Genomic DNA, 13,302 nt, shown 5'->3' with positions numbered 1-13,302 from the left:
TCAACCATTTTTCTTTAAAAGGAGTAATCAACATGATGCAGGGAAACCCTACACCATATGAAATAATTGGAGAAGGGCAATTACACAGGTTAATTGATGTGTTTTACTCCAACGTTAGTCAACATCCTGATTTGAAGCCGATTTTCCCTCACGATCTAACGGAAACGGTCCGTAAACAAAAACAATTCATGACTCAATATCTAGGCGGTCCGTCTTTATATACCGAAGAACATGGCCATCCCATGTTGCGGGCAAGACATATGCCTTTTGAAATTACACCAGAACGTGCCAAGGCATGGTTATCATGCATGTATCATGCCATGGACGAAGTGGGACTTAAGGGTGAAATGAGGGAATTTTTCTATCACCGCCTCTATTTGACGGCACAGCATATGATCAATACATCCGGTATGGACGGGAAAGGAGAAGGCAGTTGAGCGCACATAAACCAGTTTTCAATATTTCCGATTGGATTAAAACACAGCATTGCTATGATATAGGAAAAAAGCCAATTGAAATTTATGTTTTTGTTGATCCGCTTTGTCCCGAATGCTGGGGCTTAGAACCAATTATTAGAAAATTACAGATAGAATATGGTCAGTTATTCAGCTTACGCCATGTTTTAAGCGGTAAAATTGATTCTCTTAATATGGGGAAAAATAAAAATTATGAAAACCTTGCTCAAGTTTGGGAAAAGACGGCCAGCCGCTCGGGAATGTCCTGTGACGGAAGCCTCTGGTCCGAAAACCCAATCTCTTCTCCATATACTGCTTCCATCGCCATAAAAGCAGCTGAATTACAGGGCCGGAAATTGGCCATTCGCTTCTTAAGGCAGCTTCAAGAATATGTATTCATCGGGAAAAAGGACATTTCCAATATCGATGTTTTGACGGAGTGTGCCGAAATGGTTGGATTGGATGTCGAGGAATTCCTATACGACATCAACTCGTCAAGCGCTGCCAAGGGCTTTCAATGTGATCTGAAAATCACAAGTGAAATGGAAGTGACGGAAATCCCTTCACTTGTCTTCTTCAATCAAAATATCGAAGAAGAAGGAATCAAGGTTTCGGGCGTCTATTCTTACGAGGTATATGTTCAAATTTTAGAAGATATGCTGAATGGCCTTCCGGCACCTGCCAAACCGCCCTCTCTTGAAGATTTCTTAAGCTGCTTCAAACTCGTGGCGACCAAGGAAATCGAAACGGTCTATAATATGAACAAAACTAACGTCGAACTGGAAATGAAGAAGCTTGTATTAAAACAGCTGGCTGAGAAAATTCCAGCTAAATATGGGACGTTCTGGAGATATACAAAGAAGCAATCATGAAAAGGGAAAAACCATGCAATCGAACGATTGCATGGTTTTTTATATAAGAAATAAGGGGATGGGAGAAATTTTTCACGATCAAACAAAGGGGTATAAGTTTGTATGTGATTCACTTCACAATAGTAACTATAACAGATAACCCATCCACGTATCAAGTCCTTGTGTAACATTTCACAATTTGTTCACATAATCGATGTTTATCTTCACCCATCCTTGCGATAACAAGTTTTTTGTTATGATTTCATTTATTTACACCTATTAAAAAACAAGCTCTATCTTGTGAAATAAATCACATTTATATGCATTTTAAAACTTTTACTTTTCATTACTGGTTGCCTCTTTTACTTATATACCCAATTATTAAGCAATTCAACAAAAAAAAACCCGACAAATCGTAAAATCTGTCAGGGTTTTTCCTATTTATACGAATAAAGGGGATGGGAGAAATTTCACGACTTTCAAACAAAGGGGTATATGTTTGGGATGTGAGAACTTCTATATCTGTACTATAGCAGGTTATGCACGACAATTGCAAGAACTTTGTGCGACATTTCACATTTTTGTCATATTCTTAGAATACTGCTTATTCCAAGACATAAAATCTACTATAGGAGCAGAGGTCTTTTTTCTGCATCAGGTTGGAGGTGCCATTTTGAAAGGCGTTATATTACTGATACTCTTGATAGGATCGTTATTTGTCCAGCTACTCGGAATCATGGACCTCATTCCCCTTTATTTCTCCTCGCCCATTTTATTTTTTGTTTTTTTCATCATCCTTCACAGCAGGAATCAGAGGAATCGGTTTAAAGGATTATAACCTACATCCCAAAAAGGACCCGGAGCTTGCCGGGTCCCTTCTGTATCCTATTGATTCAATAGCTCTTCCAATTCATTTAACTTCTCTTCGAATACATTCATGGCTTCTTGTACAGGCTCGGCTTTTGTCATATCGACTCCAGCCTTTTTGAGTACTTCGATTGGATAGTCGGAGCTGCCCGATTTCAAGAATTCCAAATACCTTGTGACTGCTGGTTCGCCTTCTTCAAGGATCTGCTTGCTTAGGGCTGTTGCTGCACTGATTCCTGTCGCATATTGATAAACATAATAATTGTAGTAGAAATGTGGGATGCGTGCCCATTCCAACCCGATTTCCTCATCAATGGTCACATTCTCGCCAAAGTATTTCTTATTCAACTCATAATATTCCTTCGTGAGCATATCGGCTGTCAACGCTTCCCCATTCTGCGCTTTTAAGTGGATCGTATGTTCAAACTCCGCAAACATCGTTTGACGGAACAATGTTCCACGGAAGCCTTCAAGATAATGATTCAATAAATAAATGCGTTTCTTTTCATCTTCAATCGTATTTAGTAAATAATCATTCAATAAGTTTTCATTGCAAGTCGAGGCGACCTCCGCAACAAATATCGAGTAGTTCCCGTATGGATATGGCTGACATTTGCGTGTATAGTAGCTATGGACTGAATGCCCAAACTCATGAACGAGCGTGAATAGGTTATTGACGTTATTTTGCCAATTCATTAAAATGTATGGATTCGTGCCATATGTACCGGAGGAATAGGCGCCGCTTCGTTTCCCCTTGTTTTCATGTACATCGACCCAACGGTTTTCAAACCCTTCTTTCAACACATTTAAATAATCCTCGCCTAGAGGCGCAAGACCCTTAAGGACATAATCTTTTGCCTCCTCATAGGTCACTTCCATCTTCACTTCTTTTACGAGCGGAGTGAATAGATCATACATATGAAGTTCATCCAAAGCGAGTACCTTCTTACGCAATTCAAGGTAACGGTGCAGCAGCGGCAGATTGTCATTAACCGTTTTGACAAGGTTATCGTATACGGTCTCCGGGATGTTATTGCTGCTTAAAGCGGCATGGCGTGCTGAATCATATTTCCGAACCGTTGCATTGAAGTTATGATTCTTGACCTCTCCAGACAGGGTAGAGGCAAAGGTATTGCGGAACTCTCCATACTTGCTGTATACCCCTTTGAAGGCCTCCTCGCGTACACGGCGGTCTTCACTTTCAAGAAAACGGATATACCGTCCGTGCGTGATCTCCACTTCAGTTCCCTCTTCATCCTTGATCGTCGGGAATTTCAAGTCAGCATTGTTAAGCATGCCGAATGTATTGCCTGATGCATCGAGTACCTCTGATGCCTGTGCCAATAATTCTTCCTGTTCTGCCGTTAGGATATGGGGCCTTTGAAGACTTATTTCCTCTAATGAATGTTTATAGAGTTTCAGTTCTTCTTTTTCTTCCAAAAACCCCGCCACTTTGCTTTCATCGATGCTCAACAGTTCCGGAACCATATAGGAAAATGCGGCGGCTGCCTGGGCATATAAAGCTTTCGCCCGGTCTTCCATCCCTTGGTAAAAAGGATTGGCCGTATCTTGATCATTGCGCATATGTGAATAAGAATACACTTTGCCCAGGTTTTCGAACACTTCATCTTGAAGTTGAAGAGCGGCAAATAACTTTTCTGCACTCTCGCCAAGCATCCCTTTATGTGCATCCGCTTTTTTGAGATCCTCTTTCACTTCTTTAAAGGCAGCTTCCCAATCTTCCTCGGTTGCGAAGATATCCTCAAGTCTCCAAGTATCTTCAGCAGCTATTTCATTTCTTGCCGGTAAAGTATTCACTTTTGTTTCCTGCACCATAAAAAAATCCCTCTCCATTCTATAGAAACTTGCCACTCGGCCAATCAAATGACACCGGATCAAACACTTCAGTCGGTACCAGGGCATCCATGCTTTGTTCGAGTTATAATCCCCAGTCTTATTACTATTTCTCCATTAACGAAAATAATCCTGCCCTTTCTCCTCAATTCAAGGACAAAAGAGTATCACCCCTCATTATACTGGATATTTCCCTTTTCAATCATCAACTTATGCTCATGATAGAAAGTTTCTTCCAGCATTTGTCCTTCTTCACTGTTCGAGGGAACGGACATGCGTTTTTCAACGGTGAATTCACCTTCGGCCACCTTCATGATGTAGCCCATGTTCTCCAATAGTAGAAGATGTTGCCTTAATGGATATTCCGCAGACTTATCATGAAGCAATGGTAACGTCCTGAATTTTATTTTTCCAGTCCTTGCATGATTCCGGAAATGACGGATAACATCCTTCATGTAAATCATTTCCCCAGGTCTTTTCTTTCCAAACACATCCATGTAAATCCATGCCTGCCATTCAACTGCCGCAGTCTTGATCAATAACATCCCCTTAACGGGAATCCCTATTTCAACTGGAATGGTTGCAGCCGCCAAACGGTGTAGGTAGAGCCCTTTAAGAAAAGGGTCGCCTCTGCGTGCGTTTTTCACGACATGCAGGCACCAATTCTTTCGTTTTTGTCTCCAAGCAGGAAGAAAAGGGAAGCGGGAGCATTTTCGCGGTATTAATTTATGAGGGGTAAGGAACTTCAAAGGAGCAGTCGTCAATTCGGCAAAGACGGTTCTGGGGGAAAAAGGCGTTAAGTTCTTTAATGCTGATAATTGGTTGGATTCGGGACAGAACATCCACAGGAAAGGGTGCTGGTAACTGCCAGTGACAAAAAGCCATTGAAAATCGGATAACTGGAATTCATGCTTATTTTTCCTTTTTAGGCAATTTGCCGCAAGAATCCAAATCGGCTTGATGCCCATGCTTCGATAGGCTTCAGTTCGGTCAATGAATTCGATCTCGGGGATGGTCGAGCATTGGAATTCGATTGCATAGCGGATGCCTCCTACCGTTGCCAAAATATCGGCCCTTTTCTTAATGTCAGGAAGGTAAGCTTCCAGTTCGACTTGATAATCATGTGACAAAAACCATTGAAACAATTTTCGTTTTCCGCTTAAATGATAGGCGGATTCCGGTTCCGAGGATGCATGGCACGAATGATTATTTTTGTGTGCAAAATGGGGAATTCTGACCTCTCCGGCTTTTATCGACATTTCCGATTTACAGCATGGACAGTAATATTTCCCCGATCTCCTCCATTGCATCAGCAAGTTAGCTGGCATCTTTTCAGGAAGGGTAATCCATGTTCCATCTTTTTTTATCGCAGTCAGCATAAATCTCCTCCTCCCACATAACATTCGCTTGCACCTCCATCAATCCCTTTCAATTCAAAAAAAAAATGCCTGATCGGCATATAACGGAAACGGCATCCTTTAAAGAAGCGGTGAAAGTAATCGGCAGGTGGATTCAAGTATTTTCAATCCAACATTACGCTTGGAAAACGCATCCATTTCCACCTCTTGAGATACCTTCAAATCCTCCACAAAATCATTAACAAGCTGTTGGGTGCTTTCCGTTCTGTAGAGAAAGGCATTGACCTCGAAATTCAAATGAAAGCTTCTCATATCCATATTGGTTGTCCCGATCGAAGCCAACTGACCATCAACAATGATGATTTTACTATGCATGAAACCCTCACTATATTGGAATATGCGCACCCCCGAAGCAAGCATTTCCGGAAAATAGGTTCTCGAAGCATGGTATACGATCCGTTTGTCTGGGTTCATCGGCACTAACAGTCTGACATCCAGACCACTTAAAGCGGCTACCTTCAACGCTTGAAGGATATCGTCATCAGGAACGAAGTAGGGGGAAGCGATCCAGACAGACTTTTCTGCCGAAGTGATCATCTTGAAAAATATGCTTTTAATGACCGTCCACTCACTGTCCGGACCGCCGGCAATCAATTGGACTCCGCCATGATCATCTAGGGGCGGCATGTCGGCCATAAGATATTCATCCGTTAAAAAGCTATGATTGGTGCTGTAATACCAATCCTGTAAAAAAATGAGCTGTAATGTCCGGACCGCTTCTCCTTTTACGATAAGATGAGTATCACGCCAATAACCAAATTTTGAATCGTGACCCAAATATTCATCTCCGATATTGAGTCCGCCCACGAATCCGACAGAACCATCAATCACAATGATCTTTCGATGGTTACGGAAATTGAACGTATTGTTTAAAAAAGGAAGCTGCAAAGGTCCAAATGCGACCATCTCGACTCCACCCTGCTTAAGGTCATCGATATAGGAACGAGCCAGCCTCCAGGAACCAACCGCATCATAGAGAAAACGGATTTCCACCCCTTCACTCGCCTTTTGCAGCAAGACATCCTTTAACGTACAGCCGATGCCGTCATCCCTGACGATGTAATATTCCAAATGAATATGATGTCTCGCCTTTTTTAATTGTTCGATAATATTGAAAAATGTCTCTTGACCGTTCCTTAAAATCCGCGTTTCAGTTACAAATGAAATGGGACTATTCCCCAGCCTATTCGCAAGGGTGATTAACTGCTGTGAGCTTTCGCCCATTTCCTTTATCCGTTCGTGATGTTCCGCTTCTCCGCTTATTTTCACGAAAGATTGCTTATTCAAGAAATACTTCTTGCGAAATATCCTTTCTTTCCTGAAATTACGGCCAAACAAAAAGTAAAAAATGCAGCCGAGGAATGGAAAAGCACCAAAAACAACAAGCCATGTAATCGTTTGGGATGGATTCCTATTTTCAAGGAAAATGACAAATCCAATTATTGTCAAAAAAAGGGTCAAAGTAAGGCTTGAATAAAAAACAAATCCGCCATTGGCTTCATTCATAAGGAAAAACCAAGGGCAGACCAACAAGAGGAAAAGCAGGGTGATGCCAACTATATTCTTCACATAAGCTACCTCCAATTAACTAACGCAGGCACATAGGTGGAAAAGGCCGATTTCTACTGAAATCGGCCTCAACATTTAGGCGAAATATTTATCGACCGTTGAGAATACATCATTTTCAATAACTATTTTCCCGTACTCTTCAAGCATATGCACCGTTATTGGTGACTCCTGGCTGTATTCCAATAAAAGGCTTAGAACATTATCGATTTCTTCCTCGTCGATTTCCGCCTCGGAAAACTCGATATATAGATAATATTTATTTTGATAAACATAAAGTTTCGTTGTCCAGTCATCCAAGCCATGACGCTTGCTTAATGAAATGACATCTTCGAAATCTTCGAAAGTTGTAATGAACTCAATCATACCGTCTTCGAATGTCATGCCGCTTTCTTCATCCTTACCATGAAAATGTTGATCAAGAAGCGTATCCATCTTATCCGATACATTCAAATCCTTTAACTTATCATCTGAAAGAGGCAGCTCGAGTTTTTGACCATCCTTGGCAAGCTGGGCTTTTGTGACCAATACTTCCAAGCCTTTTTCAAGAGCTTGAACCTGAATCCATAAAGGTCCTTCAATCATGAATTCTTCTTCTTGATGCACTTCATCCATCATTTCCCAAAAAAGTTCCTCACTTCTCTCACGGCTGTACCAAATTTCTTCGCGATCGAAGCCTCTTTCCTCAATATCTATATAGGAAATATAAAATTTAACTGTATCGTCATTAATGCGTTCGATTTCCATGATTCCCCTCTCCCTTCCTTTCTCATTTTGAAGGGATAATAACCCCCAAGCGAAAATTGCCCTTAAAGCTCTTTACCCGTAAGTGAATACTCTAAATCATGTTAGTCAGTTGAACAGACTATTTTACATCATTTTATGACAAAACCTTGAAGAAGGGAAATAAAAAACATTACTTATCTAAAAAACAATTGTTTGCCTAATATTCCATTCATTCTATAAAAAAATTCATCGGCATGCAACTCTCACCGTGCACCCCGTCATTTTCCCGCACTGCCTTATGATGCCCAATATATAAGATGAGGTGCACCTCATTCATCTTTAATCTTTAAATGAAGACTGAATATAGGATATGCCCGGAAACACCAAACATCCACTTTTGACTAAGAATCGATAATTGTACCCGATTACAAAAGGAAAAAGCGAAAAAGAATCGATTATGTATAAAGAAAAAGCCCTGCACAATTCCTGGCAGAGCTTGAAAGACCTTTTTATTAGTTGACCATGCGCTGTGCTTCACGCAACTGGAAAGTACGGACTTTACGCGGTAAAAAGCGTCTTATCTCATCTTCGTTGTAACCAACTTGAAGCCTTTTTTCGTCAAGGATAATCGGACGTCTCAGCAACCCAGGATTTTCCTTGATCAATTTATATAATTCTTGAAGAGGCAGGCTCTCTAAATTCACATTTAACTTTTGAAAGGTTTTTGACCGTGTTGAAATGATTTCGTCGGTGCCATCTTCAGTCATTCGAAGTATCTCTTTGATCTCATCGATCGTTAACGGTTCTGAAAAAATATTCCGTTCTTTATATCCAATCTCATGTTCCTCTAACCATGCTTTTGCTTTTCTGCATGAAGTACAACTAGGTGATGTATATAATGTTACCATGTTTACTCACACTCCCTAAATATAGAATCGGTGATCTATGAGGGGAAATCTACTATTAGTATTCATAAGTACCACTCTAATTTGAAATAATTTTAAATAAGTATTTCATAAACCTTATTATACACTATTTTATTTAAAATGAATACCCTTTTTGATATTTGAAAAAACCCTTTAAATCTTCTTGTTTTGCCTGTACTATAGCTTTTTCTGATTTTTATGTAATACATTATCAATCCATTTTCCTAATTGAAAATACCAGGCTGTCATTCTCATTTAACTCTCAATTCGGCCCTCATATATTTTACTTTCCCTTTACTTGTATCTACCCCCTTTCCCTTTCAATAAACAAAAGCCTTTAAATATATTTTCTTTAATGACGGCCAAATCCCTGCTTTCATATGAAAAACGCTTCTTTTAGCACACACTCTTCAAAAAGTAAAAAAAAGGAATTCGAAAGCCCCAGAAGGCAGCGTCATTTCCATCCGAGAAGCTATACCTATTCCATTCCTTATAAAAAATGACAGTGGCTGCAGAAAAAAACCCCTTGTTTCCTGATATCCGCTCTCTTTCCGCTTAATTTTTCGGCCGGCTTCTCCCTTTTTTCGGGCTTCCGCGTATTTATTTCGGCCCGTTTCCCTCTTTTTTCACAAATCAAAGGGCCGGTGAATGACCGGCCCTTGCAGACTGTAGACAAACTCGATGAAAATCGAGTTTGTCTATTTTTATGGCCTGTACAATTTAGACGTTGATTTCCACTCCAGGCACTCGCTTTCCGCGGGCGGTCGGGGAGCCTCCTCGGCTTTGCCTGCGGGGTCTCCCCTAGACGCGCTTTTCCCGCAGGAGTCTCGAACACCCGCTCCAATCAACTTTGTCTTACCATTTAGATAGAACACTTTTGACTGGAGTCATTTTTGTTTTAAAATTGAAGGATTAAAACTTGAGGTGATGAGGATGCTTTCTAAACATGATTCTATTCAGCGAGATCAACTTGAAATGATTACTTTAGATCAACTGGTGCCACCGAACCATTTGGTTCGTAAAATGGAGGCTGCCATTGACTTCACTTTCATTTATGACTTGGTGAAAGATATGTACTCAGAGGTAGGACGCCCAAGTATTGATCCAGTTATTTTAGTTAAACTGACTTTCATTCAATATACCTTCGGTATTCGTTCCATGCGTAAAACGATTGAAGAAGTTGAAACCAATATGGCTTACCGTTGGTTCTTAGGCTATGGTTTCCATGATAAAGTACCTCATTTCTCTACGTTCGGAAAAAATTATGAGCGACGCTTTAAAGATACAGACCTGTTTGAACAGATTTTCTGTCGCATTTTAATGACAGCTGCTAATAAAAAGTTAATAAGTGTAGAACACGTTTTCGTGGATTCCACACATGTGAAAGCCAGTGCGAATAAACGGAAATTTGAAAAGAAAATCGTTCGTAAAGAAACACGAGCGTATCAAGGACGTCTTCAAGAAGAAATCAATCAAGATCGTGAAAACCATGGAAAGAAGCCTTTTCCACCAGATAAATTTGATAAGGAAGAAACCAAAGCAATTAAAGAAAGTACTACGGATCCTGAGAGTGGCTACTATGTGAAAGATGAACGAACAAAACAGTTTGCCTATTCATTCCATGCGGCCGCAGACGGCAACGGTTTTGTATTGGGAACGATTGTAACACCTGGTAATACACATGACAGTCATATTTTGGAGCCACTTGTTGAGCAAGTGATTGAGAAAGTTGGAAAACCAGAAGCAGTTGCCGCAGATGCAGCTTATAAAACACCAGCGATTACAAGCTACCTATTTAACAAAGAAATCACACCTGCTTTACCCTATACACGTCCTCGTACAAAAGAAGGATTCTTTCGCAAACATGACTATGTTTACGATGAACACTTTGATTGTTACCTTTGCCCTTCGGGAGAAACTTTAAAGTACTCAACAACAAATAAAGAGGGCTATCGCGAGTACAAATCGCCCAAACAAATTTGTGCAACATGCTCATTTTTATCACGGTGTACGGAAAGCAAAGACCATCAAAAAGTAGTGACACGGCATATCTGGCAAGCATATGTGGAAGAAGCAGATCATCTGCGTCATCATCAAGAGGTAAAACCTATATATGCGAAACGCAAAGAAACGATTGAGCGTGTATTCGCAGATGCAAAAGAAAAGCATGGTATGCGTTGGACTACTTTAAGGGGACTTAAAAAATTGTCGATGCAGGCGATGCTTACTTTCGCTGCCATGAATGTAAAGAAGATGGCCACTTGGACATGGCAAGGTCCTAAAACGGCTTAACATAGTGGCTCGAAGAGCCCAAATCTCGTAACCTTTGGTCAAAATTTCAAAGGAATTTCAAAGGAATTTCAAAAGGGCCGGTGAATGACCGGCCCTTGTTTTTATACTTCCATCTCTTTAAAAATATTCGTTTCCTGCTTGGCATTCAGGCTCAGGACGTCCTCGACATTTTGATAAGACTTGCCGTAAAGGTCGTCATCTTTGTAGGTATGGATTTCAGAATAAATTTCTTTCATGAAATCGAATACGTCTTCCTCTCCAACTGAGGGATCTGACGGCCAATATAGGATTTCCATCGGGGTATTCTCCATGGTGGCAAGCGATTTCCTGCTGTAGGTGATCGAGGAGGCATGTTCGAATCCTTCCCTTTTATAAAACCGCAGCCTTTTAAAGGAATCGTCATCATTTTCTTGGATTGGCTCGACTTCCAATAAAATCGTTTTTTCTTTCGCTTGCAGTTTTTGAATCAATTTCCTTCCCAATCCCTGCCCCCGTGAATTCTTGGATACAAATAGATAATCGATGAATATAAACTCTTCTCCTTCAACATATAATAAAACATGGTCAGGCCCTTCATCTTTTATATATATTTCTTTCTTATCCTTCAATAGGACGTCTATATGCTCTTTGGACTTCATTTCCTCGATAGGGAAATATTGATTTAATTTTTCATACCAATTCATGATTCCATCTCCTTTTCACTTGTTTTTACTTTCAATGCTTTCTCTTATCCACTACAATAGAATCAATAACAACTTGAAAATATTAGGAGGGATGTAATGATCAGTTACTTTACGGACTTTATTTTGGTCGCCGCCTGCGTTATTGGCATTACGGCAGTGAATGGCGTTGTGACCAATGCTGTCGGCGAAAAATGGTTGGGCGGGAAACGTCACTCTCATATTTTCGATCAATCGAAACGAATTCAGTCAGGGTGGAATAAAGTTGGCGGGAATAAAAAGCGGTAATCCAGAGAGAAAAAGGGATGACCGAAATGCTTTCCTTCCGGTCATCCAATTTTCATGGGGTATAGTCGACTCCCTTTGTATAGCGGTTTGCTGCATTCCACAATAGATATTCATTAACACCGTTATCGTTCAATGCTTTTATTTGGGCCTCGACTTCTTCCTTGCCATACTTTTGATAATTTCCTTCTCCTAAATAGGAAGCGGTGAAATCTTGAAGCCACGGCCTTGAAGTAGGTGGGGTTTTCAATTCCTTCAGCTTCCCTTTCTCCAATTTCGCATATTCCGTAACGAGGTCATAAGGCTCCAGGTCAGGTTTATCTATGCCAAAATAAGATGTCCAATGACTTGGATAGATCATTGAGGAAATGACATCGACATTCTCTGAGATTTTCGTGAAGTTTTGGCCGATACCTGGTGCTTCAGGCAGGGTAGCGGTATATCCGAAAATATCCACCGATACCTTCACTCCATATGGCTCCAAACGCTTCTTCGCATAACTTACGAAATCCGTCACGGCCTGAACACGTTTAGCTGTATGATTCACTTTCGCCTCATCATATTCACCCATATCATACTTCAAGTCGTCTTCCTTATTCTCGAACCCTTCAGGAAACCGGACATAATCGAATTGGATTTCCTTGAAGCCCATCTTTGCCGCTTCAATGGCAATGCCGACATTATAATCCCATACCTCTTTTAGGAAAGGATTAACGAAGGCCTCGCCCCGGCCATTCTTCCATACCTCTTCACCATCTTGAAAGGACCATTCGGGCTTCTCTTTAGCCAAAAGGGAATCCTTGAAGACAACGACCCTGGCAATCGGATATATTTTTTTATCCTCAAATTTCTTCAGCATTGCCTTTGGATCTTTTATGTAGTCTTTACCAATTCCAGCATATGGAGAATCGGAATCTTTGGCTTTATACGTAATGTTACCCCAGTCATCCTTAATATCAACGACCATCGCATTCAAATCGGTTTCATCTACATATTTAATAAGTTCGTTCAGTTTACTGCCGCCCGCTGCCGGTCCGGTGACATATATTCCTCGCACTGCATCCGGATAATCGAATTTCAAACCCGAATCAAAAACAAAACGAGGTGCATTCACAGGCAATTCTTTCGTTTCTAATGCCACCTGCCTCGTTTCATTCACGCTTTGTGCATGGACAGGCTGTTGAACCAGGAAAAGGCAAACACCTGTCATCAACCATTTACTCATTGTTTTCATATCCTCCACCTCACTCGCCATCAATCTCAATTTTCTACAAAAACAAAAGACCCCTTTCTTTAATACCACAATGATTCAACATTACTCCTCTATATTATAAAAAATTAATAAAACTCTGCCATACAAAATTACCCGCCTATAAAAATCC

At 40.6% G+C, this 13,302-nt stretch carries 11 protein-coding genes; 4 read left to right on the top strand and 7 right to left on the bottom strand.

Going from position 1 to position 13,302, the window contains the following annotated elements; all coding sequences use genetic code 11:
- Positions 1–32: 32 nt before the first annotated feature.
- Together MHI53_RS06480 and MHI53_RS06475 are read left to right on the top strand one after the other, a co-directional pair.
- On the top strand, positions 33–437 hold the full coding sequence (locus MHI53_RS06480; protein ID WP_061143394.1) for a globin: 405 nt from the start codon (positions 33–35) through the stop codon (positions 435–437).
- Between the two features lie 23 nt (positions 438–460).
- Positions 461–1,327, top strand: a complete 867-nt coding sequence (locus tag MHI53_RS06475) for a ClpXP adapter SpxH family protein (protein ID WP_061143426.1) — start codon at positions 461–463, stop codon at positions 1,325–1,327.
- Positions 1,328–2,191: 864 nt separating this feature from the next.
- Here the strand turns inward: MHI53_RS06475 and pepF are convergent.
- The 5 genes from pepF to spxA all read right to left on the bottom strand — a co-directional run bounded on the left by pepF (position 2,192) and on the right by spxA (position 8,645).
- Entirely contained in the window at positions 2,192–4,009 is a 1,818-nt protein-coding gene (pepF, locus tag MHI53_RS06470; RefSeq protein WP_340373062.1) for an oligoendopeptidase F, read from the bottom strand.
- A 185-nt stretch (positions 4,010–4,194) separates the two neighbouring features.
- Positions 4,195–5,406, bottom strand: a complete 1,212-nt coding sequence (locus tag MHI53_RS06465) for a competence protein CoiA family protein (protein ID WP_340373061.1) — start codon at positions 5,404–5,406, stop codon at positions 4,195–4,197.
- A 99-nt stretch (positions 5,407–5,505) separates the two neighbouring features.
- On the bottom strand, positions 5,506–7,014 hold the full coding sequence (gene cls / locus MHI53_RS06460) for a cardiolipin synthase (protein ID WP_061143390.1): 1,509 nt from the start codon (positions 7,012–7,014) through the stop codon (positions 5,506–5,508).
- 75 nt (positions 7,015–7,089) lie between these two features.
- Positions 7,090–7,758, bottom strand: coding sequence for an adaptor protein MecA (mecA, locus tag MHI53_RS06455; RefSeq protein ID WP_061143389.1), 669 nt, complete (start codon positions 7,756–7,758; stop codon positions 7,090–7,092).
- A gap of 491 nt (positions 7,759–8,249) precedes the next feature.
- The gene (gene spxA, locus MHI53_RS06450; protein WP_034314502.1) at positions 8,250–8,645 is read right to left on the bottom strand and encodes a transcriptional regulator SpxA; all 396 of its coding nucleotides are present in this window, start codon (positions 8,643–8,645) and stop codon (positions 8,250–8,252) included.
- 951 nt (positions 8,646–9,596) lie between these two features.
- Here spxA and MHI53_RS06445 point away from each other — a divergent pair.
- A complete protein-coding gene (locus tag MHI53_RS06445; protein WP_340371447.1) occupies positions 9,597–10,955 on the top strand; it encodes an IS1182 family transposase in 1,359 nt (452 codons plus the stop codon).
- Between the two features lie 101 nt (positions 10,956–11,056).
- On the opposite strand, the gene MHI53_RS06440 is transcribed toward MHI53_RS06445, so the two are convergent.
- Positions 11,057–11,638 carry a GNAT family N-acetyltransferase gene (locus MHI53_RS06440; protein ID WP_061143023.1) on the bottom strand — a complete coding sequence of 194 codons (582 nt, stop codon included), beginning with the start codon at positions 11,636–11,638 and terminating at the stop codon, positions 11,057–11,059.
- A gap of 96 nt (positions 11,639–11,734) precedes the next feature.
- On the opposite strand from MHI53_RS06440, the gene MHI53_RS06435 reads away from it, so the two are divergent.
- The gene (locus MHI53_RS06435) at positions 11,735–11,923 is read left to right on the top strand and encodes a hypothetical protein (RefSeq protein ID WP_340373060.1); all 189 of its coding nucleotides are present in this window, start codon (positions 11,735–11,737) and stop codon (positions 11,921–11,923) included.
- Positions 11,924–11,975: 52 nt separating this feature from the next.
- Here the strand turns inward: MHI53_RS06435 and MHI53_RS06430 are convergent, their stop codons facing one another.
- Complete coding sequence (locus MHI53_RS06430; RefSeq protein ID WP_340373059.1) at positions 11,976–13,154, bottom strand: putative glycoside hydrolase; 1,179 nt, start codon at positions 13,152–13,154, stop codon at positions 11,976–11,978.
- Positions 13,155–13,302: the final 148 nt, after the last annotated feature.

Source organism: Peribacillus sp. FSL E2-0218, from assembly GCF_037992945.1.
GTDB classification, from domain to species: Bacteria; Bacillota; Bacilli; order Bacillales; family DSM-1321; genus Peribacillus; species Peribacillus simplex_B.
This window is presented reverse-complemented; position numbering and strand designations above follow the sequence as displayed.